Genomic DNA, 26274 nt, shown 5'->3' on the forward strand with positions numbered 1-26274 from the left:
CACGACGCTCGACAGTTTGCGGCAGGCGGCGAAGAATTGTGACCCGCTTTACTCGAGGGAAACCATGCCTTTGCCTACCCCACCCAGCAAGCTCGGCAATCTGTTGCCGCCTGATGAATACACGGCCAAGCCTGCAAAGCCTGGTCGAAAACAGGCGTATGAAGGGGAGCAAGCCGCATCGGCCGAATATGGCCGCGCCAACGTCGCCGCACCGATGACAGACGCCGCCAACGCGGCCACCACGCTGCGCCCCGTTCACAGCGCCGCCGAGCCCGTTGCCGAAGCCACACCGTCACGCGGTCGCAAGTCGAAGCAGACAGCCGCCTTGCTGCAGCCCGTCCCCGCCGCGCCTGCTGTCGCCCCCGCGACGCCAGCGCCTGTCGTCGCGCGTGGCAAGGGTTCTGCCGAAGCGGAAGCGCCCGCCGCAACAAGCGCCAAGTCGACCCGCACCGGCACGAAGAAAGGCACAGCCAGGAGTGCGCAGGTCGAGGTTCGCAAGCTGTTCGTGCTCGACACCAACGTGCTGATGCACGATCCGACCTGCCTCTTCCGCTTCGAGGAACACGACGTCTATCTGCCCATGATGACGTTGGAAGAACTCGACAATCATAAGAAGGGGATGTCGGAAGTCGCGCGCAACGCACGTCAGGTGAGCCGCACGCTGGATTCGCTCGTTGCGAATGCGGGTGACATGTCGGAAGGCATTTCGCTCGCGCGTCTGGGGAGCCGCGAAGCGCTGGGACGCCTCTACTTCCAGACGAAGCTCACGCATATCGAGCCTGTCGAAGGCCTGCCGCAAGGCAAGGCGGACAACCAGATTCTCGGCGTCGTGCGCGCGCTGCAGCGCGACCGCGAGGACCGCCAGGTCGTGCTGGTGTCGAAAGACATCAACATGCGCATCAAGGCGCACGCGCTCGGCCTGCCCGCCGAAGACTACTTCAACGACCAGGTTCTCGAAGACAAGGACCTGCTCTACTCCGGCATCCGTCAACTGCCGCTCGACTTCTGGGCGAAGCACGCGAAGGACATGGAGAGCTGGCAGGACACCAAGACGGGCACCACGTACTACCGCGTGACGGGTCCGCTGTGCGCGTCGATGCTGGTCAACGAGTTCGTCTATCTGGAACCGCAGAACGGCGAGCCGGCGTTCCACGCGATCGTGCGCGAGCTGAACGGCAAGACGGCGCTGTTGCAGACGCTGCGCGACTACGGCCACCACAAGAACAACGTGTGGGGCATCACGGCGCGCAACCGCGAGCAGAACTTCGCGCTGAACCTGCTGATGAATCCCGAGATCGACTTCGTCACGCTGCTCGGCCAGGCGGGCACGGGCAAGACGCTGGTCGCACTGGCGGCGGGTCTCGCACAGGTGCTCGACGACAAGCGCTACAACGAGATCATCGTGACGCGCGCGACAGTCCCCGTCGGCGAAGACATCGGCTTTCTGCCGGGTACGGAAGAGGAAAAGATGCAGCCGTGGATGGGTGCATTCGACGACAACCTCGAAGTGCTGCAAAAAACGGATGACGCAGCGGGCGAATGGGGCCGCGCCGCGACGCAGGAACTGATCCGCTCGCGCCTGAAGATCAAGAGCATGAACTTCATGCGCGGCCGGACGTTCGTCGACAAGTATCTGATCATCGACGAGGCGCAAAACCTGACGCCCAAGCAGATGAAGACGCTCGTCACGCGCGCTGGTCCGGGCACGAAGATCATCTGTCTTGGCAATATCGCGCAGATCGATACGCCGTATCTGACGGAAGGCAGTTCGGGCCTCACGTATGTCGTCGATCGCTTCAAGGGCTGGGCGCACAGCGGGCATGTGACGCTGGCGCGCGGCGAGCGCTCGCGGCTGGCCGATTACGCGTCGGATATTCTCTAACGCGCTTTGTTTGCTGGTTCAGAAGCCGCTTCCGGTTCACGCCGGAAGCGGCTTTTTCTTTGTGTTTCGCCTTTTCAGGTTCCCATACGATTGGCATATGGCCGACAGTCGAAAATTGACATTTAGCGCGTAAACTTCAAGTAACTCATCAAGATTTCTTGCGAGAGGCCCGTCTGACGGGCTACCATCGGGCATCACCGGCTTCTGGCGGGCGTCGTCGCTCGCCTTCGCTTTCATGCTTCGCCTCGCCCTGTCACTGCTGCTCGTCGCCCTGCTCGCCGCCTGCTCAGGCGCGCCGCAGAAGACCGTGCGCAGTTCGGGCGGATCGTATGCGTCATCGGGCGGCGCGTACCGCACCGCGCCGCCGGGCTTCCCTCGTTTCGTCGATCACAGCATCGGACGCGAGGAAATCTCGATTCAGGCGATGAGTCTCGTCGGCGTGCCGTATCGCTGGGGCGGCAATACGCCCGATAGCGGTTTCGATTGCAGCGGGCTCGTGCACTACGTCGTGCAGCGCGCAGCTTCCGTGAACCTGCCGCGTACGACGGCCGATATGAGCTCACGCGGCGATTCCATCGAACCCGACGAAATCGCGCCGGGCGATCTGATTTTTTTCAACACGACGGGGCGGCCGCATTCGCATGTCGGGATTTATGTCGGCAAGCTGCGTTTCGTAAATGCGCCGTCGACGGGCGGCACCGTGCGGCTCGACTATCTGACCAATCCCTACTGGGCGAAGCACTTCGACGGCATCCGCCGGGTGGCGCCTGCGTTGAACAAACCGACCACGACGCCGTTCGATGCACCGAGCTACGAGGCCGCAACCCCTGTCGCTCCGGCACCCGCCGTTGCGGCGGAAGCAGCGCCTAAACCTGTCGCGCCCGATATCGCCGGTGGCGCGTATGGTTCGTCCCGCGGCGCGTCAACCGCGTACGTGGCGCAGAGTCGTCCCCAACCCGCGCCCGTGGCGAATCAGGGTGTCGTCGCAGCAGCAGCAGCCGATCAATTCGAACCTCCGCCTCCCGGCATGAGCGCCGCGCAAATGCAGGCGCGCGCAGCGGGCGCCATATCGCCGGCGCCGGTCGCTTCACCCGTTGCCTCCACGCCCGCGGATGCCGCTTCCTCACCCTCACGCGTGTACAGCGCCACGCCGCCGCCCGCTTCCGATGCCATCGACGCCGCTGCCGATGCCTACGAACCACCGCCGCCCGCCGCCGTGGCGACGCGTCAGGCCCACCAGGCGCAGTTCTCCGGCGAAAGCCGCGATCCGGGCGGCGTGCAGATCATGCGCGCGTCGACGGCTTCGCGCCCTATTCCCGCGCCGACGCAAACTAACGACGACCCGATCGCCGGATTCGCTAACTACTGATTCGGGCATTGGCCATTGACGCCCGATTCACCCGCGCCGCCGCACCTCTGCTATCTTTTGACGATACTTCCCTAACGGCGGGTGACAACGATGGATCTCGGCCTCAAAGACAAAGTGGTTCTGATAACGGGCGGCAGCAAGGGCATCGGACTCGCGTGCGCGCGGGCGTTCGCGATGGAAGGCGCGAAAGTCGCGATCGTGTCGCGCGATCCCGCCAACCTCGCCCGCGCCCGCGAGCAGCTTTCGAGCGAAGGGCTGCATGTTCACCTGACGCGCGCGGATCTGCACGAGCCGCATAGCGCCGCCGATGTCGTCGAGGAAGCGACGAGCGCCGTCGGCCCGATCGACATCCTGATCAACAGCGCGGGCGCCGCGCGCCGCTACGACCCCGAATCGCTCGACGCGGCCGCCTTCAAGGCGACGATGGAAGCCAAATACTTCCCGTATATCTACCCGCAGCAGGAAGTGCTCAGGCGCATGGCCGAGCGCGTGAAGTCCGGCGCGGCGAAGGAACCGGGGACGATCGTCAACATCATCGGCATGGGCGGCAAGGTCGCGAGCGATATCCATATCGCGGGCGGCGCGGCCAATGCGGCGCTGATGCTCGCCACCGTCGGCCTCGCGCACTATTACGCGCGCTATGGCATCCGCATCAACGCGATCAATCCGGGTTCGACGTTGACGGAGCGTGTCGAAGAAGCACTGCAACTGGAAGCGTCGCGCGAAGGGATCGAAACCGCCGAAGCGCAAGCGCGCGGCGAAGCGCGCGTGCCGCTCGGACGTTTCGCGAAACCGGAGGAGATAGCAGACGTTGCGCTGTTTCTGGCGAGCCGCCGCGCGAGTTATGTGACGGGCGCGATTGTCCCGATGGATGGAGGCAGCGCGCCGCTTATCTGAACGCGGCGCGCTGGTTTTAAAGCCGCTTTACAGGAAGCGGTGGCCGAGCCACCAGCCGGCCGCCGCGAGCACGGCGGACGCGGGAATCGTCAGCACCCACGCCCAGACGATATTGCCGGCGACGCCCCAGCGCACGGCCGACAGTTTCTGCGTCGCGCCGACGCCGACGATCGCGCCCGTGATCGTATGCGTGGTGGATACGGGAATGCCGAGGAACGATGCGATGAACAGCGTGATCGCGCCGCCCGTCTCCGCGCAAAAGCCGCCGACGGGCTTGAGCTTCGTGATCTTCTGGCCCATGGTCCGCACGATGCGCCAGCCGCCGAACAGCGTGCCGAGGCCCATCGACAGATAACACCCGCCGATCACCCACAGCGGCGGTGCATCGGCGGCGGCCGAGGCGTAGCCCGTCGCGATCAGCAGCATCCAGATGATGCCGATGGTCTTCTGCGCGTCGTTGCCTCCGTGGCCGAGGCTGTACAGTCCCGCCGACACCAGTTGCAGCCGCCGGAAGCGCCGGTCGACCTTGCTTGGCGGCGTGCGGAAGTAGATCCACGACACTAGCAGCATGAAGAACGAGCCGAGCACGAAGCCGAGCAGCGGCGACACGATGATGAACGTGACCGTTTTCATCAGCCCGTCCCAGTTGAGCGCGGCCCAGCCGGATTTGGCGAGCGCCGAGCCCACCAGCCCGCCGATCAGCGCGTGGGACGAACTGGACGGAATGCCGTAGTACCAGGTGACGACGTTCCAGCCGATCGCGCCGACCAGCGCGCCGAACACGACGTAGTGATCGACGATGCCGGGGTCGATCGTGCCCTTGCCGACCGTCTGCGCGACTTTCAGGTGGAAGATGAAATAGGCGATGACGTTGAACGCGGCGGCAAACGCGACGGCCTGTTGCGGCTTCAGCACGCCTGTCGAGACGACGGTGGCGATCGAGTTCGCCGCGTCGTGGAAGCCGTTCATGAAGTCGAAAACGAGCGCGACGACCACGAGCGTCGCGACCGCCCAGATGGCGAGTTGTATCGAATGCATCAGGCGTTTTCCAGCACGATGCCTTCAATGATGTTCGCCACGTCCTCACACTTGTCGGTAATCGACTCGAGCAGCTCGTAGATCGCCTTCAGCTTGATCAGCGTCTTGACGTCGTCCTCTTCGCGGAACAGCTTGGACATTGCCGAGCGCAGCACGCGGTCTGCGTCCGACTCCAGACGGTCGATGTCTTCGCATGCCTTCAGGATTTCGCGCGCCTGCTTCATGTCCGACAGCATGGCGACGGCCGCCTGCACGTGTTCGCAGGTCTTCGTGCAGATGTGCGCGAGCTGGCTCGCCTCCGACGTCACCGCCTGCACGTCGTACAGCGAAATGGCCGTGGCGACGTCCTCCATCAGGTCGAGGATGTCGTCCATCGTGGTGATCAGCTTGTGGATTTCGTCGCGGTCGAGCGGCGTGATGAATGTCTTGTGCAGCAGATCGATGGTTTCGTGCGTGAGTTTGTCGGCCGCTTTTTCGGCCGTCTGCACGTTTTGCTTGTGGATCTCGGCGTCGCCGAGGTTGTCGATCAACAGTTCGAGTTCGTGGCTCCCCGCGACGATGTGCTTTGCGTGAGCGTTGAAGATTTCAAAAAATTTGCCCTCGGTGGGCATGAATCGACCGAACATTGGGGTCCCAGAAAATGGTCACGGTGGCGCTGTCATAAAACCGCAATATTGTACCGTTCCGGACCATTCCGGGTGTGGCGCGCGGCCGTGTTTTGTGCGCGTGCGCAACGGCAGGCGCAACCCGGTTCCCCCGCGCGATCAAGAGTGTGCTACTCGCTGCCGTAGAAATTCTGCGCGCCCGCAAAATTGTCGAACTTCGTGAATTGCCCGTGGAACGTGAGCCGAACGGGGCCGATCGGACCGTTACGCTGTTTGCCGATGATGATTTCCGCAGTGCCCTTGTCGGGGCTGTCCGGGTTGTAGACTTCGTCGCGGTAGATGAACAGGATCACGTCCGCATCCTGTTCGATTGCACCTGATTCGCGCAGATCGGACATGATCGGTCGCTTGTTCGGGCGCTGTTCGAGACCGCGGTTCAGCTGGGACAGCGCGATCACGGGCACGTCGAGTTCTTTGGCGAGACTTTTCAGCGAACGCGAGATTTCCGAGATTTCCGTCGCGCGATTTTCGCCCGACGACGAACCGCTCATCAGCTGCAAGTAGTCGATGATGATGAGGCCGAGCTTGCCGCACTGGCGCGACAGACGCCGCGCGCGCGAGCGCAGTTCCATCGGGTTCAGGCCGCCCGTTTCGTCGATGAAAAGCTGCGCCTCGCTCATTTTCTGGACGGCATGCGTGAGCTTCGGCCAGTCTTCGTCCGTCAGGCGCCCAGTCCGCATGCGGTGCTGGTCGAGCCGGCCGACAGAGCCAAGCATACGCATGGTCAGCTGCGTGCCCGGCATTTCCATCGAGAACACGGCGACTGGCAGACCGTATTCGACGGCCACGTATTCGCCGATGTTCATCGAGAACGCTGTTTTACCCATCGACGGGCGCCCCGCTACGATGATCAGTTCGCCGCCATGCATGCCCGACGTCATCCGGTCGAGGTCGACGAAGCCCGTTGGCGTGCCCGTCACGTCGCTCGGATTGGCCGTGTGGTACAGCGTGTCGATGCGCTCGACGACTTGCGTCAGCAGCGGCCCGATTTCGAGGAAGCCCTGTGTGCCGCGTGCGCCGTCCTCGGCGATCGAGAACACCTTCGATTCCGCTTCGTCGAGCAGTTGGCGGACTTCTTTACCTTGCGGGTTGAAGGCATCGGCGGAAATTTCGTCGGCGACCGACACCAGCCGGCGCAGCACCGCACGATCCCGCACGATTTCCGCATAACGCCGGATGTTCGCCGCGCTCGGCGTGTTCTGCGCGAGCGCGTTCAGGTACGCGAGTCCGCCAACCTCTTCTGCTTTGCCCGACGTGGTCAGCGCTTCATAGACGGTCACGACGTCGGCGGGACGCGTCGACGCGATCAGCCTGCCGATGTGCTCGAAAATAAGGCGGTGGTCGTAGCGGTAGAAATCGCTTTGCGAGAGGAAGTCGGCAATGCGGTCCCATGCGGCGTTGTCGAGCAGCAGACCGCCCAGCACCGATTGCTCGGCCTCGATGGAATGGGGCGGGACTTTCAGCGACTCGATTTGAGGATCTTTCGACGGTGCGTTCATGGGGTGGAATTATCAGGCAAAGTGGGACGGCGGGATAGCATCCTGAAAATCGAACCGCCGCAGCGACGGGAAGCCGTTGCGGACAATAAAAAAGGCAGAGGCCGGTTTCCCGGCCCCTGCCCTTTATCGCCAGCAACGTCCCGGCGATCCTGTTTCCTGCTGGCTTAGACGTGCTCGCCCAGCACCGACACCGTGACGTCAACCGTGACGTCCGTGTGCAGCGAGACGTGAACCGGATGGTCGCCAACGATCTTCAGCGGGCCTTCCGGCAGACGCACTTGCGCCTTTTCAACCACGAAACCTTGCTTGCCCAGTGCTTCGGCGATGTCTGCGTTCGTCACCGAGCCGAACAGACGGCCGTCGACGCCAGCCTTCTGAGCAATCTGGATTGTCAGGCCAGCCAGCTTTTCGCCTTGTGCCTGAGCAGCCGTCAGCTTTTCAGCTGCGACCTTTTCCAGTTCTGCGCGGCGAACTTCGAATTCAGCGATGGCTTCCTTCGTTGCGCGGCGTGCCTTCTTGTTCGGGATCAGGAAGTTACGTGCATAGCCGTCCTTGACCTTGACGATGTCGCCCAGGTTGCCGACGTTCACAACTTTTTCGAGAAGAATAATTTGCATTCGGATGCTCCTTGACGTCGTCCGGTTAGGCCTTGTGCTGATCGGTGTACGGCATCAGCGCGAGGAAACGTGCGCGCTTGATCGCCGTGTCGAGCTGGCGTTGATAGTGGGCCTTGGTACCCGTCAGACGTGCCGGCGTGATCTTGCCGTTTTCGCCGATGAAGTCCTTCAGCGTATCGATGTCCTTGTAGTCGATCTGATCGACATTTGCAGCCGTGAAACGGCAGAACTTCTTGCGCTTGAAGAGCGGGTTTTGTTGCTGACGACGCTTGTCGAATTTCTTACCAGTCGGGCGGGGCATGTTCAGTCCTTTCCAATGTCCTGCAATTCTGTGATGTGAAACACCAGAGTTCTCGCGTTGCGGCTTTTCTTCGCCAGGAAGCCGGTGAAGAGCGTTTCAACGCCCATCTCAACCCGCTCCAGCTTGCCGCTCGCCTCACCAGCCGCGACCGCCTGCATGATCAGCTCGACGGTTCGGGCAACGCCCGCTTCGACGACCTGCGTGCGGTGTTGCAACGTACAGCCTGCAATCGGAACGCCGGCGGGGGTGTACCGCACTATTTCGCGTTCGACGACGCTCGCCGTGAGTTGCAGCCGGTTCATCGATTCCTTTTACGGACGCTGAATGAGAGCGCGCCGCGTGACTCTGATGGCTTAATGGTTCTGCTTTAAGCCTGCGCTTCCGTCGGCTGCGATGCAGCCGCCTTCTTGGCTTCTTCGCGCTGCACTTCCTTCATCATCGGCGACGGGCCGGTTTCGGCCTTCTTCATCTTGACGATGAGGTGACGCAGAACGGCGTCGTTGAACTTGAACGCGTGTTCGAGTTCGTCGAGCGTGGTCTGGTCGCATTCGATGTTCATGCAGACGTAGTGAGCCTTCGCGAGTTTCTCGATCATGTAGGCCAGTTGGCGACGGCCCCAGTCTTCGATGCGGTGGATCTGGCCACCGTGCGACGTGATCGTGGACTTGTAACGCTCGATCATGGCGGGCACTTGCTCGCTCTGATCGGGGTGCACGATGAATACGATTTCGTAATGACGCATGTTCACTCCTTGTGCTGACTTATGGATAGAAGCCACCCGGGCGTCGGAACCGGTGTGGCAAGTGAGAAGCCGGAGAATATAACCTGAATCGGCACTGTTTGCAAGATAAAGCAGGTGGCATCCACCAGATTCGGGCGTGTTTTCAATGATTTAGGGCGGCTGGCGGCACAAAAACACGCCGCCAGCCGCCCTTCGAATGCCATCAATAGTCTTCGGTCCCTCTCAACTGCCCGAATAGGGCGCCCCCGGCTCCGCGCCATGCAACCGGGCCGTCAGCGCGGCCTGCAACGCCGTCAGCGACTCGGGCGCGGCGTCCGTCACGGCCCACCACATCATCCCGTCGTCGCGCCAGCGCGCCACCGCATAGCCGTCCTGAATCAGCGGAGCGCCCGGCTTGCCCGCCACGCGGTCGTCCTCAGGGAACACGTAGACGTCGATGACGTGCTTGGCATGCCGGTACGTCAGCACGGCCACCCGCCGATGCCCCACATAGTCGAGCCGCCCGCCCGCGAGCGGGAAGCCGCTCGCGCTGAGATCCTCGACGGGCGGCGCGTAGTCGAGCTTGCCGTTGAACCACGGCTTGACCGTGTGCTGATCCGTCGACACCACGTCGATATCGTGCCCCGACAGCTGCGCGCGCACATGACTCGCCACCAGTTCGTCGACGAGCGGCATCGGTTCCCCCGTCCGGTGCAGCGACACAGCGATGCCCGCCGCGACCAGCGCACAGAACGCGAGCGCGAGACCGCCCCGCCAGGCCGCGCCCGTGTGCCATCCGCCGCCGCTCATCGTGCCGCCCGCGCCCTCGCCCGCCAGCGGCCCGAAGCCCCGCCTTTCGGAAGCTGTGGCAGTTGCGGCAGCCGCACCCAGTCGAACCAGCCTTTACGCTGCCTCGCGCGTGGCTCCGGCCGCATTGCGCTGTCGCGCGCCGCCCCTTGCGGCGCGGCAAGCTCGGTCGGCGGCAGCGCCGCCATGATCTTCGCGCGCAGTTCATCCGGCGCGCGATAGTAGTTGGCCGAGCGCACCGCGCCCTTCATTGCCCTTACCATCTCGCCTTCCCTCCGGCATGCCTCGCAGCTTTCGATATGCCGCTGCACGTCGCGCGATTGCGGCGGCGTGAGTTCGTGGTCCGCATTCGCATCGAGAAGCGGCCGTGCTTCGTTACAGTCCATCTGGCGCCTCCTGTGCGAGTCCGCCCGGCAACGCGCCGGGAGCGTGCGGCATCCAGCCGCTTTCGGTTTTACGTGGGGTATCGGGCGATCCGCCGGGCGGCGCTCCGCCGCCGGCTTGCCCCGAACGGGACGGCCCTTCGGTCCGGGCCGATGCACGCATGGCTGGCCGCGCGCCCGGCACATCATCTGCCCCATCCGGCGCACGCTGCGTGCCGCCTCCATCGCGCGCGCCGCCTCTCGGCCGCGCGCTCCCCTTCGATTGCAACGACGTCAATGCCGTCGCGAGCTTGCGTCGCCCTCGTGCGAGCCGCGACATCACGGTGCCGACGGGCAGATCCGCAATCGTGGCGATCTCGCGGTAGCTCAACTCTTCCAGCTCGCGCAGGATCAGCACCTCGCGATACTCGACAGGCAGCATTTCCAGCGCCTCGTGCACGAGCCGGGTGTTTTCATCGCGGATCAGCAGCGCTTCGGGGTCGGGCGAGTTACTGCTCCAGCCTTCGAACGTCTCGTCGTCGAGGTTCTCGTCGAACTCGATCGTCGCATTGACACCGCCCGAACGCCTTCGCCACTCCGTGTACCACGTGCGCCGCACGATCGCGAGCAGCCAGGGCCGCGCGGTCTCGCCGTGGAACGTGTCGAAGAAACGGTAAGCGCGCATGAACGCTTCCTGCACGACGTCGTCGGCGTCGTGTCCGTTGCCGCATAGCCAGCGCGCAAGGTTGTACGCGGCATCGAGATGCGGCAGCGCCATCTGCTGAAAGCGCAGACTGCGCGCGGCCTCGGCGCGCGCGTCGCCCCCAGCATGTTTTCCGGTCTCATTCACCGATCGCCTCCAGGCTTGCCCAGACTTCACGGCTGCAAAACCCATCTCGAATCCAGTTTATTCCCGGTTTCCGCGCCTGCCGTGAAAAAAAGTCGGGAATAAAAAGCATGGCCTCGCAGTACCGCAAATGAGTTATTCACTCGCGAGGAGAATCATGCAAAACAATCTGAAATGTCTGAAGCGGCGCGATTTCCTGCGCCTTGCGGCCGTCGGCGGTGCAGCATTCGCGTCGGCGTTGCCCGGTTTCTCGTATGGACGCGACGACGATTTCTACTTCGTCCAGTTGTCGGATGCTCATTGGGGCTTCGAAGGCCCCGGCGTGAATCCCGATTCGAAAGGCACGCTTCCGAAGGCGATTGCCGCCGTCAACGCGCTGCCGTCGCCGCCCGATTTCGTGATCTTCACGGGCGACCTGACGCACACCACCGACGACACCGCGCTGCGCCACGAACGCATGCGTCAGTTTCAGGAAATCATCGCGCAATTGAAGGTGAAGCCGCTTTACCTGATGCCGGGCGAGCACGACGCGAGCCTCGACGCGGGCGCGGCGTACAAGGAGCACTTCGGGCAGACGCACTACACGTTCGACCACAAGGGCGTGCACTTCATCGCGATCGACAACGTGTCGGACCCGGCGGGCCGCGTCGGCGAGCAGCAGATCGCGTGGCTTGCAGCCGACATCGACAAGCAGCCGCAGGACGCGCGCATCGTCGTCTTCACGCACCGGCCACTGTTCGATCTCGCGCCGCAATGGGACTGGGCGACGCGCGACGGCGCGCAGGTGATCGACGTGTTGAGCCGGCGCAAGAACGTGACCGTGTTTTATGGGCACATCCATCAGGAACATCACATGGTGACAGGCAACATTGCGCACCATGCGGCGCGCTCGCTGATGTTTCCGCTGCCGGTTGCGATGTCGCAGGCCAAGAGGCTGCCGATACCGTGGGACGCGTCCGCGCCGTATCGCGGGCTGGGCTGGCGGCAGGTGCAGGTCGCGAGGCCCTCGGGCGCGCTTGCGCTCGATGAAATGCCGATCAAGACGTCATAACGGGGAGACCACCATGCAGACTTTTGCCGTCGACAGGAAGCGACGCCGTCTTTTCACGCTTGCCACGATGGGCGCGGTGATGGCCGTCGCGGGCCATTTCGACGCGCGCGCTGCCGAGCCTCGTGTCATCAAGGTTAGTGCGCGCAGGTTCGTGTTCACGCCGAATCAGATCAAGCTCGCGCCGCATGAGAATGTTGTGTTTGAGTTGACCGCGCTGGATACGGTTATGGGTTCTCTATTCCGCAGTTCAACGTGCGGGCGGATGTGCCGCCGGGGGCTGTGGTGCGCGTGCCGGCGCAGGCTGGCGCGGCTGGGACTGTTGACTTTTTGTGCGATATTTTTTGTGGGTCGGGGCATGAGACGATGAATGGGACGATCGTGGTTGGGTAGGGGTTGGGGTCTTGGTTTGCAGGTGGTTCGCCTGGGTTTGCGCTGGCATCCGCGTGATGGTTTACCTGTGCGTGCGTCGCCCTTGCGCTGGCATTCGCGATTTGCCTTCGTGCTTTGTGCTTCGTGCGTCGCCGTTCGGTGTTTTGGCGTTTGCGCTGGCATCCGCGATGCCAGCGAAGAGGCAAAAACACCGACCAACGACCCCCGCGCCACAAACGTCCCTACCGCAAAAAAAACCAAAACCCTCCCGCCGCAAGGCAAAAAAAACCCACATCACCCCGCATTGACCCAGTAATCAGGCCGCGCATAAACCTCTTTCAGATAATCAATGAAATACCGCACTTTGGCAGGCACATACCGCTGCTGCGGATAAACAGCAAGAATGTCGTAATCAGGCAGCGCATATTCATCGAGCACGGTCTCGAGCTCACCCCTTGCGAGTTGCTGATCGATCTCCCACGTCGAGCGCCAGCCCAGCCCAAGCCCTTCAGACACCCAGCGGTGCAGCAACTCGCCATCATTGCAATCGAGCGTGCCGCCGACACGCACCGTCGTCAGCTTGCCATTGCGCCGGAAATACCAGCCACGGTTCTGCCCGCCTTGCAGATTGAACGCGAGACAGTTGTGCGCCGGCAGATCCTCGAGTGTCTTCGGCTTGCCATGCTTACGAAAATATTCAGGCGTCCCGCACACGACGCGCCGGTTCGTCGCCAGCTTGACGGCCACAAAGTTCGGATCGACCGCGCCACCGATACGAATCGACAGGTCGTAACCCTCGCGCACCAGATCGACGACGCGGTCGGTCAGATTGAACGAAACCTGTAATTCGGGCTTGTCCTTCAGAAATTCGGGCGCGAGCGGCGCAACATGCTTACGCCCGAACGCGGCCGGCGCCGACACGATCAGATGCCCGTTGACCGAGCGCCGCCCCGCCATCAACTCGTTTTCCGCCTGGTCCCACTCGCTGAGCAAGCCACGGCAGCGCTCGAGAAACGCCGCGCCCTCTTCGCTGACCACCAGCCGGCGTGTCGAACGGTACATCAGCTTGACGCCAAGGCGCTTTTCGAGCGCGTCGATCCGGCGCCCGAGAATCACGGGCGACACGCCCTCTTCCAGCGCCGCCGACGCAAGGCTGCCCGCGTCGGCAACGCGAACGAACGTTTCGATTTGTTTGAAGCGGTCCATCTTTGTCTCCACAAGCCCGTGGCGCGGGCGTCTCCCGTCTTCGCACGCCGTAGCGCGCGCCGGCAGCATTCCATACTTTTTGTTTTGGAATAAGCGACCATGAATGATCTTATCAAACCTTTGATGCAGTCTTAAAGTGTGCCTAACACCCATCCGCTTTACAGACTTCCAGGAGACATTCATGGCCAAGATGAGAGCCGTCGACGCAGCGGTGCTCGTGCTCGAAAAAGAAGGCATCGACACGGCATTCGGCGTTCCGGGCGCCGCCATCAATCCGTTCTACTCGGCCATGCGCAAGGCAGGCAACATCAGTCACGTGCTGGCGCGCCACGTCGAAGGCGCATCGCACATGGCGGAAGGCTATACGCGCGCAGCGCCCGGCAATATCGGCGTGTGCATCGGCACGTCGGGCCCCGCCGGCACCGACATGATCACGGGCCTCTATTCCGCCTCCGCCGATTCGATCCCCATTCTCGCGATCACCGGCCAGGCGCCGCGCGCGCGTCTGTACAAGGAAGACTTCCAGGCCGTCGATATCGAATCGATCGCCAAGCCCGTCACCAAGTGGGCCGTCACGGTGCGCGAACCGGCTCTCGTGCCGCGCGTGTTCCAGCAGGCGTTCCATCTGATGCGCTCGGGCCGTCCCGGTCCCGTGCTGGTCGACCTCCCCATCGACGTGCAGCTCGCCGAGATCGAGTTCGACATTGAAACGTACGAGCCGCTGCCCATCTACAAGCCCGCCGCAACGCGCAAGCAGATCGAAGCCGCGCTCACGCTGCTCAACGATTCCGCCAAGCCGCTGATCGTCTCGGGTGGCGGAGTGCTCAACGCTGCCGCTGAAGACCTGCTGGTGCAGTTCGCCGAAACGGTCGGCGTGCCCGTGATCCCGACGTTGATGTCGTGGGGCGCGATTCCCGACGATCACCCGTTGATGGCGGGCATGGTCGGCCTGCAAACGTCGCACCGCTACGGCAACGCGACGATGCTCGCCTCCGACTTCGTACTCGGCATCGGCAACCGCTGGGCGAACCGCCACACGGGCAGCGTCGAGGTCTACACGAAGGGCCGCAAGTTCGTGCACGTCGATATCGAACCGACGCAGATCGGCCGTGTGTTCGGCCCGGATCTCGGCATCGTGTCCGACGCCAAGCTCGCGCTCGAACTGTTCGTCGAAGTCGCGAAGGAATGGAAGGCAGCGGGCAAGCTGAAGGACCGCGGCGCATGGGTCGAGGAATGCCAGGAACGCAAGCGCACGCTGCAACGCAAGACGCACTTCGAGAACGTGCCGATCAAGCCGCAGCGCGTGTACGAAGAGATGAACAAGGTGTTCGGCCGCGATACGTGCTACGTGAGCACGATCGGTCTGTCGCAGATCGCCGCCGCGCAGTTCCTGCACGTGTTCAAGGCGCGCAACTGGATCAACTGCGGCCAGGCTGGCCCGCTCGGCTGGACGATTCCGGCAGCGCTGGGCGTGCGTGCCGCTGATCCGCAGCGCCCGATCGTCGCGCTGTCGGGCGACTACGACTTCCAGTTCATGATCGAAGAACTGGCCGTGGGCGCGCAGTTCAAGCTTCCGTACGTGCATGTGGTCGTGAACAACTCGTATCTGGGCCTGATCCGCCAGGCGCAGCGCGCGTTCGACATGGACTTCTGCGTGCAGCTCGCGTTCGACAACATCAACGCGCCGGAACTCGAAGGCTATGGCGTCGATCACGTCGCGGTGGCGGAAGGTCTCGGCTGCAAGGCGATCCGCGTGTTCAAGCCGGAAGAGATCAAGCCGGCGCTGGAAAAAGCGCAGTCGATGCTCTCCGAGTACAACGTGCCCGTGATCGTCGAAGTGATTCTCGAGCGTGTGACGAACATTTCGATGGGCGCCGAGATCGACGCGATCAACGAGTTCGAGGACCTCGCCGTGACGCGCGCCGATGCGCCGAGCGCCGTCAGCCTGCTCGACTGATTGCCGTACCCGCCTCATCCGGGCGGACGCGTTTCCAGTGAAACGCATCCGCCCGCGCCGTGCTGTTCAATTTGACCGACCAGAGAGAAAAAGCAACATGCCGAAATTTGCCGCGAATCTCACGATGCTGTTCAACGAACTTCCGTTTCTCGACCGCTTTGCAGCGGCCGCCGACGCGGGCTTCGACGCCGTCGAATTTCTGTTTCCCTACCCGTATCAGATCGCCGAGTTGTCCGAGCGGCTCACGCAGAACAAGCTGAAGCTCGTGCTGCACAACCTGCCCGCTGGCAACTGGGAAGCGGGTGAACGCGGGATTGCTTCGCTGCCGGATCGCGTCGGCGAGTTTCAGGAAGGCGTGGGCCGCGCGATCGAATACGCGAAGGCGTTGAAGGTTCCGCAACTGAACTGCCTCGTCGGCATTCCGAAGGGCGTCGATGCCGACAAGGCTCGCGCGACGATCGTCGATAACCTGCGCTTTGCCGCTGCCGCGCTGAAGAACGAAGGCATCCGGCTGCTCGTCGAGCCGTGCAACTCGTACGACATTCCGGGCTTCGCGTTGAATCGCTCGTCGGAAGGACTCGACGTGATTCAGGCGGTCGGCTCCGACAATCTGTTCCTGCAATACGACATCTATCACATGCAACGGATGGAAGGCGAACTCGCCGCGACGATCAAGAAGAACTTCGCGCAGATCGCTCACATCCAGCTCGCCGACAACCCGGGCCGCAACGAACCGGGCACGGGCGAAATCAACTATCCGTTCCTGTTCGATCTGCTCGATTCGCTCGGCTATCAGGGCTACATCGGCTGCGAGTACAAGCCGCGCACGACGACGGCGGAAGGTCTCGGCTGGCTGGAGAGCGTCGCGGGCGTGAAGCGCGCTCATGCCTCCGCCTGATATCGGCGCCTGATTGCAACGCGTCACACGAGCACATTTCGAACCTTATTTACTGGAGACTCATTCAATGGCAAAGATCGGTTTCATCGGCCTCGGCATCATGGGCGCGCACATGGCGCGCAATCTCATCAAGGGCGGCCATACGCTGTTCGTCAATGGCGCGTACCCGGTGCCGGAAGATCTCGCCAAAACGACCACGTCGGTCGCTGATTCGACGGCTGTTGCACAGGCGGCCGACATCGTCGTGATCATGGTCCCCGATACGCCCGACGTCGCGAACGTGCTGTTCGCCGATGACGGCGTGGCGAAGGGCCTGACGAAGGGCAAGCTCGTGATCGACATGAGCTCGATCTCGCCGCTCGACACACAGGCGTTCGCGAAGAAGATCAACGAACTGGGTTGCGACTACCTCGACGCACCCGTCTCCGGTGGCGAAATCGGCGCACGCGATGCGACGCTGACGATCATGGTCGGCGGCCCGCAAAAGTCGTTCGATCTGGCCAAGCCGCTGTTCGACCTGATGGGCAAGAACATCTCGCTGATCGGCGACAACGGCGCGGGACAGACCTGCAAGGTGGCGAACCAGATCATCGTCGCGCTGAACATCGAAGCCGTCGCGGAAGCGCTGTTGTTTGCGGCGCGTTCGGGCGCCGATCCGGAGCGTGTGCGCAAGGCGCTGATGGGTGGCTTCGCGTCGTCGCGCATTCTCGAAGTGCACGGCGAGCGCATGACGAAGCGTACGTTCAATCCTGGCTTCCGCATCGAACTGCACCAGAAGGATCTGAACCTCGCACTCGATGGCGCTCGCAAGCTTGGTATCGCGTTGCCGCATACGGCCAGTGCCCAGCAACTGTTCAGCGTGTGCGCGGCGAACGGCGGCAAGGCATGGGATCACTCGGCGATGGTTCGCGCGCTCGAAATCATGGCGAATTTTGAAGTCGCGCAGGCGCCTGCTGCTGATCAGAAAGCGGCTTGAGCGAGCCTGTGACGCTTTAATGCAATGACGGCTGCCGTGTACTGATCACGGTGGCGCACAAGTGGGGCGCCTGGTCCGGCGCGCGGCACGCATCGGATTGGGCAAATCATGTCGCTCTGGGCTGAGAGCGGCAAGTGGGGTCCGCAGCGGCACCCGGCGATGCCGGGGAAGCCTTGGTCGGTCAGACGTCATCGTCGGGTGTCCTGCTGTGGTTTGGTTTTCTGGTTTTTTGTCTGCGACGCTGGTGGGGGCTTTGCTTTTGCTTTTTCGCTGGCGGCGTTGATGTTGTGTGACTGGCTTTGCGATGGCATCCGCGATTTGCCTTCGTGCTTCAGGCGTTGCCCCTGTGCGGGGCGGCACCTGAAGCACGAAGGCATGGCGCGGATGCCAGCACAAAAACCGGCACACCCCACCAGCACGTCGAAGACAAAAAGAACCCTCACCGAACCCCATGATAAAAAGCCGCCAGATTGGCAATATCATCATCAGACAACGGCTTCACGACCAGCGACATCATCTCATTCTGCCGCGCTCCCGACTTGAAGTCCTTGAGCGCCTTAATCAGATAGTCCTCATTCTGCCCCGCCAGATTCGGCGCTTCAGGAATCCTGGCAATGCCATCCATCCCATGACACGCCTGGCACTGCACAGCCTTGGCACGCCCCTTGGCAACATCGGCTGCATTCGCCGCGCAGGCGAACCCTGCAACAACGACCGCAACCGCTACCGGCAACAAAAAAAAGCGCTTCATTTCGCGTACGAAATCCGATAAATCGCGCCAGCGTAATCATCCGACACGAGCAACGACCCGTCCTGCAACTGCTGCACATCGACAGGACGTCCCATGTACTCACCGTTCGGCGTCAACCAGCCCTCCGCGAAAACCTCGGTCTCCCCGACCGAGCCATCATCCTTGACAGGCGTGAACATGATGCGCGCACCAATCGGCTTCGTGCGATTCCACGACCCATGCTCCGCATCAAAGATGCCCCCCTGATACTTCTCCGGAAACATCTTGCCCGTATAGAACGACATGCCAAGATCCGCCGCGTGCGCAGCGTATTCGACCACCGGGAACACCACGCCCGCAGGCGGCGTCTGGTCCTTGTATTCCTCAGTGCGCACATGACCGCCGCCATACCATGGGAACCCGAAGTTCGCGCCCGCCTTCGTCGCGTGATTCAGTTCGCCGGGCGGGATGTCATCGCCCATGCCGTCCACCTGGTTGTCGGTGAACCACAGCGACTTGTCCTTCGGATTGAAATCGAGGCCCACCGAGTTACGCACCCCATGGGCATACACTTCGCGATTCTTGCCGTTCTGGTCGAGGCGGATGATGCCCGCGAGTCCGTTCCTGTCGAGCTCGGCGAGCTTGTCCTTGGGCGGCACGTTCCACGGCTGGCCGAGCGCGATGTACAGCTTCTTGTCAGGCCCAACGCGACAATAACGCGCGCCATGATTGAAGCTTTCGAACTGCGGCGGAATCAGCTTACCCTGCGGCACGACCACCGCGGCGGCCACGTCCGGGCCGCCCTCGCCGAAGAACTGCGCGGCGGGGAACGCCAGCACGCGGTTCTGCTCGACGATGTACAACACGCCATCCGGCGAGAAGCACACGCCGTTGGGCACCTTGAACGTAACGGAACTCGCGAACTGCACGACGTCGTCCGCGACGCGCCGCTTGGTCCGGTCCGTCACCTGCCACACGCGATCCTTGCGCGTGCCGACGAACACCACGCCCGTCGACGGCTCGATCGTCATCGCGCGCGCCTCGGGGACGATCGCATACAGGTCGATCTTGAAGCCGGGCGGCAGCTTGATCGCCTTCAGGTTCTCGCGCAGCGCGTCGGCGCGCGCGCCCGTCTGCGGCACCGTTTCGGCTGGTTTCGTGTTGCCCGTGGTCTTGAAGTTCGACAGCGTCTGCACGTTGTCCTGCGCGGCGTAAGCGGCAGGCAGGATCGCGAATGCTGCGCCGATGGCGAGCGGCAAGAGCTTCAGGGATGCGTTCATCGGAGTGTCTCCTGTCATTCTGATGCGGTTTGTTGAACCTGCAACGACGGATACTGGAAAGACATGAACGTAAAGGGTGCATCGTTTGATGACGCCGCAAGCCGTTGCACGTGCAACGGAACGCCGTGCATCGGGCTATTGACTGTTATAGACGATGTTCAGTCAAACGTCTGAACGAATGCCTGCCACGCGGCATCCGCGAAGCAGGCTTCCAGGCGAGGGAATGTGAGCGAGCGACGCGATATATCCGCGAGGAACCATCGCGTCGTCTTATGATGCAGAAGGAATCAGTACGTATCGAAGACTTGCTGCAATGCAACCGGCGTCGTATGGCCAGCTGCAAGCGCGAGCATCAGCAGCACGCGTGCCTTGTATGGATTGAGCGCGCCTGCCGTGACGAAGCCGAGCGCATCGTCGGCGGCTGCACCATTGCGCATCACATGCCCCGAACCGACACGCGACGACCGCACGATCGCGACGCCCTTGCCCGCCGCTTCGGCGAGCGCCGTCTGCACAGTCGCGTGAATCGAGCCGTTGCCCGTGCCCGCGACAACCATGCCCTTCACGCCCGCTGAAACAAGCGCATCGACGGCCACGCGGGACACGCCCGCATAACTCGTCACCACTTCGACCAACGGCCATGCCGCGCTGTTCGAATCGATCACGAACGGCGTCGCCGTCGTATGCGGCCGCACGACGCTGCGCTGAAACTCGACACGCCCGTCCTGCACCCAGCCGAGTGCACCGATTTCGGGCGACTGAAACGCATCGACGGCATACGTGCTGGTCTTTACGACGTCGCGTGCGCTGTGAATCCGGTTGTTGAACGCGACCAGCACGCCCTGCCCGCGGGCCTTGGCGTTGCCCGCGACGATCACGGCGTTGAGCAGATTCAGCGGGCCATCGGCGGACAGCGCGGACGACGGCCGCATCGCCGCCGTCAGCACGACGGGCTTGTCGCTCTTGACGGTCAGATGCAGCAGATAAGCGGTTTCTTCGAGCGTATCGGTGCCGTGCGTGACGACCACGCCGTCGACTTCATCGGAAGCCAGCAGCACGTTGATGCGCTGCGCGAGCGTGCTCCACAGCGCGAGCGCCATGTCCTTGCTGTCGACGCTCGCGACCTGTTCGGCCTGCACGTTAGCCACAGCAGCCAGCGACGGCACGGCGGCGAGCAACTGCCCGACGCCGACGACGCCCGCCTGATAGCCCGATGTATTGGTCGCGTCGGGCGCGGCGCCCGCGATTGTGCCGCCCGTTGCAAGCACGGCGATGCGCGGCAGCGCGCGCGATGCAGAAGTAGAGGTATTCATGGCGGCGATTGTAAGCGATGCGCACGCCGCCGCCATCGATGAAAACGCGAGCCTCTACATGAAACTCGCGTGTAGAACACCCGCTATCAGGCCGCTTCGCGCAACTGGCTCGCGATATCCGCTTCGTGCAGTTGCGGCGCGAACATCTCGATCAGCCGGTACGCATAGGCACGCAGGAACGCGCCCTTGCGCAAGCCGATGCGCGTCGTGCTCGCTTCGAACAGATGCTGCGTGTCGAGTGCGACGAGTTCGGTGTCGCGCTTCGGATCGAACGCCATCGCCGCGACGATGCCGATGCCCATGCCGAGTTCGACGTAGGTCTTGATCACGTCCGCGTCGATGGCCGTCAGCACCACGTCGGGCAGCGCGCCCACCTTCGCGAAGGCCTGGTCGATGTGCGAGCGGCCCGTGAAGTCCTGGTCGTACGTGACGATCGGGTATTCGGCGATCTCTTCCAGCGTGATGTTCTCGCGGCCCACCAGCGGATGCCCCTTCGGCACGACCACGACGTGATGCCACGAGTAGCACGGGAACGTGACGATGTCGGGATAGCGGTCGAGCGCTTCCGTCGAGATGCCGATGTCGGCCTCGCCGTTGATGATCATCTGCGCGATCTGCTGCGGGTTGCCCTGGCGCAGCGCGAGATGCACCTTCGGAAAAACCGAAGTGAACTGGCGTACCACCTTCGGCAGCGCGTATCGCGCCTGCGTGTGCGTCGTCGCGACGACGAGGTGGCCGTTGTCCTGATCCGCATACTGGCGCGCGACGCGGCGCAGGTTCTCAGCGTCGAGCAGCATCCGCTCGATCAGCTGATGCACGGCCTTGCCCGGCTCCGTCAGACCCGTCAGACGCTTGCCGCGTCGAATGAAAATATCGACGCCCAGTTCGTCCTCGAGATCCTTGATCTGCTTCGAGACGCCCGACTGCGACGTATACAGCACGTTCGCGACTTCCGTCAGGTTCATGTTCTGCCGCACGGCTTCGCGCACGAAGCGCAACTGCTGGAAATTCATATCGATGTCTCCGGTTCGGCCAGAGTAGGTTTGTTGTTCAATGTCTGGGTTGAAATGCGCTCAGTGCGCCGTTCAATGCGCAGGGAATACGCGCAACGCGCGCGGCACGGCCGTCACGCCGTCGCCGACAGCAAGCTGCAACTCGCGCCATGCTTCGCGATCCAGTTCCGCTTCGAGCACGTGACCTGCGCGCCCTTCGAGCTCGACACGCACCGAGCCGCCCAGCGTCACCACGCGCCGCACGCCGACGACAATGCCATCGCGATGCCCCGATGCCTGCGGATACAGCACGAGATCGTGCGGACGCACGTAGGCGAATGCTGGCCCCTGGAAGTTCGCTTCGATCGCGATCGGCTGCGCGGCGCCATCGACGACGAAACCCTTGCCGTCGACGCTGCCATGCAGCCGGTTTGCCGCGCCGAGAAACTCGTAGACGAACGAGGTCTGCGGATGATCGTAGACGTCTTGCGGGCTACCCACCTGTTCGACGTGCCCGTGATTCAACACGACGATGCGGTCCGCGACTTCCAGCGCTTCTTCCTGGTCATGCGTGACGAAGATCGTCGAGATATGCAGGTCGTCATGCAGACGGCGCAGCCAGCTGCGCAGTTCCTTGCGCACCTTTGCGTCGAGCGCGCCGAACGGCTCGTCGAGCAGCAGTACTTTGGGTTCGACGGCCAGCGCGCGCGCCAGTGCGATCCGTTGCCGCTGGCCGCCCGACAGCTCCGACGGATAGCGCTGCGCGAGCCAGTCGAGCTGCACGAGCTTCAGCAGTTCATGGACTTTCTCGCGGATCACGGCTTCGGACGGACGCTCCTTGCGCGGCTTCACGCGCAGGCCGAACGCGACGTTTTCGAACACCGTCATATGACGGAACAGCGCGTAATGCTGGAACACGAAGCCGACGTTGCGCTCGCGCGCGCCGACTTCCGCGACGTCCTGCCCTTGCAGCACGACCTGGCCCGCGTCCGCGTATTCGAGGCCTGCGATGACGCGCAGCAAGGTGGTCTTGCCACAGCCCGAGGGTCCAAGCAGCGCGACGAGTTCGCCCGGCGGGAAATCGAGCGAGACGTTGTCGAGCGCGGTGAAATCGCCAAAGCGCTTTTGCAGATTGCGTACGGTGATACCCATCTTTGACAACTCTCCTTACTGAACCGATTGTGCGGCGGGTTGGGTCGACTGCGCAGACGGCTTGCTCACAGGACCGGCATGCGCAGGCACATCGCGCGCGCTCGCCAGTTCCGCCGACATGTGGCGCTCGGCGAGCAGCTTCAGGCCGAGCGTGACGAGCGCGAGCAACGCGAGTACCGACGCCACGGCGAAGGCCGCCGAAAAGTTATATTCGTTGTAGAGAATCTCGACGTGCAGCGGCATCGTGTCCGTCTGGCCGCGAATGTGGCCCGACACCACCGACACCGCGCCGAACTCGCCCATCGCACGCGCGTTGCACAGGATCACGCCATACAGCAGCCCCCATTTGACGTTCGGCAGCGTGACGCGCCGGAAGATCTGCCAGCCCGACGCGCCGAGCACGTGCGCGGCTTCTTCTTCATCGTTGCCTTGCGCCTGCATCAGCGGAATCAGCTCGCGTGCGACGAACGGGAACGTGACGAAGATCGTCGCAAGCACGATGCCCGGCACCGCGAAGATGATCTGCACGTTGTGATCGGCGAGCCAAGGTCCGAACCAGCCTTGCGCGCCGAACATCAGCACGTAGATCAGGCCGGAGATCACGGGCGAAACCGAGAACGGCAGATCGATCAGCGTGGTCAGCAGCGCCTTGCCGCGAAACTCGAACTTTGCGATACACCACGATGCCGCGAGACCGAACATGAGATTCAGCGGCACTGCAATCGCTGCGGTCAACAGCGTCAGCTTGATCGCGGAGACAGCGTCGGGGTCCGCGAGCGATTCGAAGTAGAACGCAACGCCCTTGCTGAGCGCCTGATAGAACACGGCAACGAGCGGCAGCGCCAGAAACAGCGCGAGAAACAGCAGCGCGATGCCCGTCAGAATCCACCGCACGACGCGCGGCTCCGTTACCGGGTCGGGACGGCGCACGGCATTATTGGCTGCGCCCGAGCCGGACAGCACGACGGTATCCTGGCTCATTGCGCACCTCCCGTCAGCGCAGCCGACGACACAACGGGCACGGAAGGCGCCGTGCGGCCACGCGTCGTGCGCCGCTGCAGATACCACTGCAGCGTGTTGATCAGCAGCAGCATCAGGAACGACACCACCAGCATCACGACAGCCAGCGCCGTTGCGCCCGCGTAATCGTATTGCTCGAGCTTCGTGATGATGAGCAGCGACGTGATCTCCGACTTCATCGGCACGTTGCCCGCGATGAAGATCACCGAGCCGTATTCGCCCAACGCGCGCGCGAACGCCAACGCAAAACCCGTCAGCAGCGCGGGGAACACCGAGGGAAACACGACGCGCCGGAACGTCAGCCAGCGCGACGCGCCCAGGCACGCGGCCGCCTCTTCCTGCTCGCGCTCGAACTCTTCGAGCACAGGCTGCACGGTCCGCACCACGAACGGCAAGCCGATGAACGTCAGCGCCACCAGCACGCCCGCCGGCGTGAACGCGATCTTGATGCCGAGCGGTTCGAGAAACTGGCCGACCCAGCCATTGCCCGAATAGATCGCCGCGAGCGAAATACCTGCGACGGAAGTCGGCAGCGCAAACGGCAGATCGACAACGGCGTCGACGATGCGCTTGAACGGAAACCTGTAGCGCACCAGTACCCACGCGACCAGGAAGCCGAACACCGCGTTGATCAGCGCGCCGCCGAGCGCCGAGAAGAATGTGAGCCGGTACGACGCGAGCACACGTGGCGACGTGACGGCGCGCACGAACTGGCTCCAGTCGAGCGTAGCCGTCTTGAGGAAAGTGGCCGCGAGCGGAATCAGCACCACGAGGCTCAGATACGCCAGCGTGATGCCGAGCGTCAGGCCGAAGCCGGGTATCGCGCTCGGCTTGCGAAAGGTCAACGTCGTCATGCGAAAGCTCTTTCAGGTTTTATGCGTTGCAACGCGTGCCGTCGCACCATTGCCGAAAGCGCGCCCGAAGGCGCGCCTTTGTTCAAACATCGCCGCTGCGTGGTTTCACTGCGGCTGGTAGATCGAATCGAACACGCCGCCGTCGGCGAAGTGCGTTTTCTGCGCGTTCGTCCAGCCGCCGAACGAGTCGTCGACCGTGTACAGCTTCAGCTTCGGAAACTTCTCGGTGAGCGTGGCCGGCACCTTGGTCGAACGCGGACGGTAGAAGTTCTTTGCGGCGATCTCCTGGCCTTCCTCGCTGTAGAGGAAGTTCAGATACGCGTCGGCGAGCTTGCGCGAGCCGTGCCTGTCGACCACCTTGTCCACCACGGCGACGGGCGGCTCGGCCAGAATGCTCGCCGACGGCACGACGATCTCGAACTTGTCGGTGCCGAATTCCTTCACCGACAGGAACGCCTCGTTTTCCCAGGCAATCAGCACGTCGCCGATACCACGCTGCACGAAGCTCGTCGTCGCGCCGCGCGCGCCAGAGTCGAGCACGCCCGCGTTCTTATACAGCTTCGAGACGAACTCCTTCGCCTTCTGGTCATTGCCGCCCGGCAGATGCGCCGCGTACGCCCACGCCGCCAGATAGTTCCAGCGCGCGCCGCCCGAGGTCTTCGGGTTCGGCGTCACGATCGACACGCCCGGCTTCACCAGATCGTCCCAGTCCTTGATGTGCTTCGGGTTGCCCTTGCGCACGAGGAACACGATCGTCGACGTGTACGGCGACGCGTTGTCGGGCAGACGCTTCTGCCAGTTCTTGTTGATGAGGCCCTTGTTGGCGAGCGCGTCGATGTCATAAGCGAGCGCGAGCGTCACGACATCGGCCTGCAGGCCGTCGAGCACCGAACGCGCCTGCGCGCCCGAGCCGCCGTGCGACTGCTTGAAGGTGACCGACTCGCCCGTCTTCGCCTTCCATTCCTTGCCGAACGCCTGATTGACGTCCTGATACAGTTCGCGGGTCGGATCGTAGGAAACATTCAGCAGCGTGGCGTCCGCATGCGCCGGCGCGATCATCCCGACCGCCGACGCCGCACCCAGCGCGAGCGCCGCGACCAACCGCTTCGCGCTGCCGCGCCTTGCCTTCCCTGCTCCTGCCAACCCCGTGATCCGAATGCCCATCGACCTTCTCCGTCTTGTTGGTGTGACTGCCTGTTTTCCGCTGATTGCCGCGTTTCGCTGCTGCGCAAGCGGCAAGCGCCTCTGCCGCTGCGCGGGCGTTGCTGCTGCATCAATGGAGGCCAGTCTATCCGGGGGTCTTCATCATTAAAAATAATGTTTCTTCATTTTTTAATACGCAATAGTGGTAAAGGAATGGTTTGCCTCCGCACACACATCCGTTGCGCCGTTTCCGCGTCACCTTTCGACGTTCACACGACACCCGCCGCGACGAACTTAAAGTAAAGCTTGAAATGCGCCGAATACTGTA

General features: G+C 62.9%; 26 protein-coding genes and 1 pseudogene. 8 read left to right on the forward strand and 19 right to left on the reverse strand.

The genetic code is table 11. From position 1 onward, the window contains the following. The first annotated feature begins 64 nt into the window (after nt 1-64). The 3 genes from H1204_RS09620 to H1204_RS09630 all read left to right on the forward strand — a co-directional run bounded on the left by H1204_RS09620 (nt 65) and on the right by H1204_RS09630 (nt 4148). The gene (locus H1204_RS09620) at nt 65-1882 is read left to right on the forward strand and encodes a PhoH family protein (RefSeq protein WP_180728121.1); all 1818 of its coding nucleotides are present in this window, start codon (nt 65-67) and stop codon (nt 1880-1882) included. Nucleotides 1883-2117: 235 nt separating this feature from the next. Beyond that, complete coding sequence (locus H1204_RS09625) at nt 2118-3251, forward strand: C40 family peptidase (protein ID WP_180728122.1); 1134 nt, start codon at nt 2118-2120, stop codon at nt 3249-3251. 90 nt (nt 3252-3341) lie between these two features. After that, nucleotides 3342-4148: an SDR family oxidoreductase gene (locus H1204_RS09630; RefSeq protein ID WP_180728123.1), complete on the forward strand. Its 807-nt coding sequence runs from the start codon at nt 3342-3344 to the stop codon at nt 4146-4148. Nucleotides 4149-4175: 27 nt separating this feature from the next. Here H1204_RS09630 and H1204_RS09635 read toward each other — a convergent pair whose 3' ends face one another. From H1204_RS09635 to H1204_RS09675, 10 genes are all read right to left on the reverse strand, one after another. After that, the gene (locus tag H1204_RS09635; RefSeq protein ID WP_180728124.1) at nt 4176-5186 is read right to left on the reverse strand and encodes an inorganic phosphate transporter; all 1011 of its coding nucleotides are present in this window, start codon (nt 5184-5186) and stop codon (nt 4176-4178) included. Next, nucleotides 5186-5812: a DUF47 domain-containing protein gene (locus H1204_RS09640; RefSeq protein WP_180728125.1), complete on the reverse strand. Its 627-nt coding sequence runs from the start codon at nt 5810-5812 to the stop codon at nt 5186-5188. Before H1204_RS09640 ends, H1204_RS09635 begins: the two co-directional genes overlap by 1 nt. Nucleotides 5813-5961: 149 nt before the next feature. Then, nucleotides 5962-7350, reverse strand: a complete 1389-nt coding sequence (locus H1204_RS09645; protein ID WP_007735136.1) for a replicative DNA helicase — start codon at nt 7348-7350, stop codon at nt 5962-5964. A gap of 164 nt (nt 7351-7514) precedes the next feature. Next, nucleotides 7515-7967, reverse strand: coding sequence for a 50S ribosomal protein L9 (gene rplI / locus H1204_RS09650; RefSeq protein ID WP_180728126.1), 453 nt, complete (start codon nt 7965-7967; stop codon nt 7515-7517). A gap of 25 nt (nt 7968-7992) precedes the next feature. Next, on the reverse strand, nt 7993-8268 hold the full coding sequence (gene rpsR, locus H1204_RS09655) for a 30S ribosomal protein S18 (protein ID WP_036004965.1): 276 nt from the start codon (nt 8266-8268) through the stop codon (nt 7993-7995). Between the two features lie 2 nt (nt 8269-8270). Continuing rightward, on the reverse strand, nt 8271-8570 hold the full coding sequence (gene priB / locus H1204_RS09660) for a primosomal replication protein N (protein ID WP_007586561.1): 300 nt from the start codon (nt 8568-8570) through the stop codon (nt 8271-8273). Between the two features lie 65 nt (nt 8571-8635). Then, nucleotides 8636-9010 (reverse strand): 30S ribosomal protein S6, encoded by a 375-nt coding sequence (gene rpsF, locus H1204_RS09665; protein ID WP_036004960.1) that lies wholly within the window; start codon nt 9008-9010, stop codon nt 8636-8638. Nucleotides 9011-9232: 222 nt separating this feature from the next. Further along, nucleotides 9233-9799 carry an anti-sigma factor gene (locus H1204_RS51240; protein WP_243468467.1) on the reverse strand — a complete coding sequence of 189 codons (567 nt, stop codon included), beginning with the start codon at nt 9797-9799 and terminating at the stop codon, nt 9233-9235. After that, the gene (locus tag H1204_RS51245; protein WP_243468468.1) at nt 9796-10182 is read right to left on the reverse strand and encodes a zf-HC2 domain-containing protein; all 387 of its coding nucleotides are present in this window, start codon (nt 10180-10182) and stop codon (nt 9796-9798) included. The genes H1204_RS51240 and H1204_RS51245 overlap by 4 nt, the downstream gene beginning before the upstream one ends. Beyond that, nucleotides 10172-11008, reverse strand: coding sequence for an RNA polymerase sigma factor (locus tag H1204_RS09675; protein WP_180728127.1), 837 nt, complete (start codon nt 11006-11008; stop codon nt 10172-10174). The genes H1204_RS51245 and H1204_RS09675 overlap by 11 nt, the downstream gene beginning before the upstream one ends. Before the next feature lie 154 nt (nt 11009-11162). Between H1204_RS09675 and H1204_RS09680 the strand changes: the two genes are divergently transcribed. Beyond that, nucleotides 11163-12056 carry a metallophosphoesterase gene (locus tag H1204_RS09680; protein WP_180728128.1) on the forward strand — a complete coding sequence of 298 codons (894 nt, stop codon included), beginning with the start codon at nt 11163-11165 and terminating at the stop codon, nt 12054-12056. Between the two features lie 13 nt (nt 12057-12069). After that, nucleotides 12070-12446: pseudogene (locus H1204_RS09685) on the forward strand (cupredoxin domain-containing protein). Nucleotides 12447-12719: 273 nt separating this feature from the next. Here H1204_RS09685 and H1204_RS09690 read toward each other — a convergent pair. Continuing rightward, entirely contained in the window at nt 12720-13631 is a 912-nt protein-coding gene (locus tag H1204_RS09690; protein ID WP_180728129.1) for a LysR family transcriptional regulator, read from the reverse strand. A gap of 181 nt (nt 13632-13812) precedes the next feature. Here H1204_RS09690 and gcl point away from each other — a divergent pair, with 181 nt between their 5' ends. The 3 genes from gcl (at nt 13813) to H1204_RS09705 (ending at nt 17462) form a co-directional block, all read left to right on the forward strand. Then, entirely contained in the window at nt 13813-15588 is a 1776-nt protein-coding gene (gcl, locus tag H1204_RS09695) for a glyoxylate carboligase (RefSeq protein ID WP_180728130.1), read from the forward strand. Nucleotides 15589-15685: 97 nt separating this feature from the next. Beyond that, nucleotides 15686-16486: a hydroxypyruvate isomerase gene (hyi, locus tag H1204_RS09700; RefSeq protein ID WP_180728131.1), complete on the forward strand. Its 801-nt coding sequence runs from the start codon at nt 15686-15688 to the stop codon at nt 16484-16486. 67 nt (nt 16487-16553) lie between these two features. Then, nucleotides 16554-17462 (forward strand): 2-hydroxy-3-oxopropionate reductase, encoded by a 909-nt coding sequence (locus H1204_RS09705; protein ID WP_042310176.1) that lies wholly within the window; start codon nt 16554-16556, stop codon nt 17460-17462. A 439-nt stretch (nt 17463-17901) separates the two neighbouring features. Here the strand turns inward: H1204_RS09705 and H1204_RS09710 are convergent, their stop codons facing one another. The 8 genes from H1204_RS09710 to H1204_RS09745 form a co-directional block, all read right to left on the reverse strand. Then, complete coding sequence (locus H1204_RS09710; RefSeq protein ID WP_180728132.1) at nt 17902-18213, reverse strand: cytochrome c; 312 nt, start codon at nt 18211-18213, stop codon at nt 17902-17904. Then, the gene (locus tag H1204_RS09715) at nt 18210-19472 is read right to left on the reverse strand and encodes a PQQ-dependent sugar dehydrogenase (protein WP_180728133.1); all 1263 of its coding nucleotides are present in this window, start codon (nt 19470-19472) and stop codon (nt 18210-18212) included. Before H1204_RS09715 ends, H1204_RS09710 begins: the two co-directional genes overlap by 4 nt. A gap of 287 nt (nt 19473-19759) precedes the next feature. After that, nucleotides 19760-20785 (reverse strand): asparaginase, encoded by a 1026-nt coding sequence (locus H1204_RS09720; protein ID WP_243468469.1) that lies wholly within the window; start codon nt 20783-20785, stop codon nt 19760-19762. An 86-nt stretch (nt 20786-20871) separates the two neighbouring features. Continuing rightward, entirely contained in the window at nt 20872-21798 is a 927-nt protein-coding gene (locus H1204_RS09725) for a CysB family HTH-type transcriptional regulator (RefSeq protein ID WP_042310150.1), read from the reverse strand. Between the two features lie 72 nt (nt 21799-21870). Next, nucleotides 21871-22929 (reverse strand): sulfate ABC transporter ATP-binding protein, encoded by a 1059-nt coding sequence (locus tag H1204_RS09730; protein WP_007587985.1) that lies wholly within the window; start codon nt 22927-22929, stop codon nt 21871-21873. Between the two features lie 15 nt (nt 22930-22944). Next, complete coding sequence (gene cysW, locus H1204_RS09735) at nt 22945-23910, reverse strand: sulfate ABC transporter permease subunit CysW (RefSeq protein ID WP_180728135.1); 966 nt, start codon at nt 23908-23910, stop codon at nt 22945-22947. Continuing rightward, nucleotides 23907-24803 carry a sulfate ABC transporter permease subunit CysT gene (gene cysT, locus H1204_RS09740; RefSeq protein WP_180728136.1) on the reverse strand — a complete coding sequence of 299 codons (897 nt, stop codon included), beginning with the start codon at nt 24801-24803 and terminating at the stop codon, nt 23907-23909. Before cysT ends, cysW begins: the two co-directional genes overlap by 4 nt. Before the next feature lie 105 nt (nt 24804-24908). After that, nucleotides 24909-25967 (reverse strand): sulfate ABC transporter substrate-binding protein, encoded by a 1059-nt coding sequence (locus H1204_RS09745; protein WP_180728137.1) that lies wholly within the window; start codon nt 25965-25967, stop codon nt 24909-24911. Between the last annotated feature and the right edge of the window lie 307 nt (nt 25968-26274).

Origin of the sequence: Paraburkholderia sp. PGU19 (assembly GCF_013426915.1) — a bacterium.
In the GTDB taxonomy this organism is placed as follows: Bacteria; Pseudomonadota; Gammaproteobacteria; order Burkholderiales; family Burkholderiaceae; genus Paraburkholderia.

What these genes read in the sequence shown, in the direction of transcription:
- H1204_RS09690 (WP_180728129.1), bottom strand. Translation starts at nt 13,631, where the DNA reads ATGGACCGCTTCAAACAAATCGAAACGTTCGTTCGCGTTGCCGACGCG.
- H1204_RS09625 (WP_180728122.1), top strand. Translation starts at nt 2,118, where the DNA reads ATGCTTCGCCTCGCCCTGTCACTGCTGCTCGTCGCCCTGCTCGCCGCC.
- H1204_RS09645 (WP_007735136.1), bottom strand. Translation starts at nt 7,350, where the DNA reads ATGAACGCACCGTCGAAAGATCCTCAAATCGAGTCGCTGAAAGTCCCG.
- H1204_RS09680 (WP_180728128.1), top strand. Translation starts at nt 11,163, where the DNA reads ATGCAAAACAATCTGAAATGTCTGAAGCGGCGCGATTTCCTGCGCCTT.
- H1204_RS09715 (WP_180728133.1), bottom strand. Translation starts at nt 19,472, where the DNA reads ATGAACGCATCCCTGAAGCTCTTGCCGCTCGCCATCGGCGCAGCATTC.
- cysW (WP_180728135.1), bottom strand. Translation starts at nt 23,910, where the DNA reads ATGAGCCAGGATACCGTCGTGCTGTCCGGCTCGGGCGCAGCCAATAAT.
- H1204_RS09620 (WP_180728121.1), top strand. Translation starts at nt 65, where the DNA reads ATGCCTTTGCCTACCCCACCCAGCAAGCTCGGCAATCTGTTGCCGCCT.
- H1204_RS09745 (WP_180728137.1), bottom strand. Translation starts at nt 25,967, where the DNA reads ATGGGCATTCGGATCACGGGGTTGGCAGGAGCAGGGAAGGCAAGGCGC.
- H1204_RS09725 (WP_042310150.1), bottom strand. Translation starts at nt 21,798, where the DNA reads ATGAATTTCCAGCAGTTGCGCTTCGTGCGCGAAGCCGTGCGGCAGAAC.
- H1204_RS09720 (WP_243468469.1), bottom strand. Translation starts at nt 20,785, where the DNA reads ATGAATACCTCTACTTCTGCATCGCGCGCGCTGCCGCGCATCGCCGTG.
- rpsR (WP_036004965.1), bottom strand. Translation starts at nt 8,268, where the DNA reads ATGCCCCGCCCGACTGGTAAGAAATTCGACAAGCGTCGTCAGCAACAA.
- priB (WP_007586561.1), bottom strand. Translation starts at nt 8,570, where the DNA reads ATGAACCGGCTGCAACTCACGGCGAGCGTCGTCGAACGCGAAATAGTG.
- cysT (WP_180728136.1), bottom strand. Translation starts at nt 24,803, where the DNA reads ATGACGACGTTGACCTTTCGCAAGCCGAGCGCGATACCCGGCTTCGGC.
- H1204_RS09710 (WP_180728132.1), bottom strand. Translation starts at nt 18,213, where the DNA reads ATGAAGCGCTTTTTTTTGTTGCCGGTAGCGGTTGCGGTCGTTGTTGCA.
- H1204_RS51245 (WP_243468468.1), bottom strand. Translation starts at nt 10,182, where the DNA reads ATGGACTGTAACGAAGCACGGCCGCTTCTCGATGCGAATGCGGACCAC.
- H1204_RS51240 (WP_243468467.1), bottom strand. Translation starts at nt 9,799, where the DNA reads ATGAGCGGCGGCGGATGGCACACGGGCGCGGCCTGGCGGGGCGGTCTC.
- H1204_RS09630 (WP_180728123.1), top strand. Translation starts at nt 3,342, where the DNA reads ATGGATCTCGGCCTCAAAGACAAAGTGGTTCTGATAACGGGCGGCAGC.
- rplI (WP_180728126.1), bottom strand. Translation starts at nt 7,967, where the DNA reads ATGCAAATTATTCTTCTCGAAAAAGTTGTGAACGTCGGCAACCTGGGC.
- gcl (WP_180728130.1), top strand. Translation starts at nt 13,813, where the DNA reads ATGGCCAAGATGAGAGCCGTCGACGCAGCGGTGCTCGTGCTCGAAAAA.
- H1204_RS09730 (WP_007587985.1), bottom strand. Translation starts at nt 22,929, where the DNA reads ATGGGTATCACCGTACGCAATCTGCAAAAGCGCTTTGGCGATTTCACC.
- H1204_RS09705 (WP_042310176.1), top strand. Translation starts at nt 16,554, where the DNA reads ATGGCAAAGATCGGTTTCATCGGCCTCGGCATCATGGGCGCGCACATG.
- H1204_RS09640 (WP_180728125.1), bottom strand. Translation starts at nt 5,812, where the DNA reads ATGTTCGGTCGATTCATGCCCACCGAGGGCAAATTTTTTGAAATCTTC.
- rpsF (WP_036004960.1), bottom strand. Translation starts at nt 9,010, where the DNA reads ATGCGTCATTACGAAATCGTATTCATCGTGCACCCCGATCAGAGCGAG.
- H1204_RS09635 (WP_180728124.1), bottom strand. Translation starts at nt 5,186, where the DNA reads ATGCATTCGATACAACTCGCCATCTGGGCGGTCGCGACGCTCGTGGTC.
- hyi (WP_180728131.1), top strand. Translation starts at nt 15,686, where the DNA reads ATGCCGAAATTTGCCGCGAATCTCACGATGCTGTTCAACGAACTTCCG.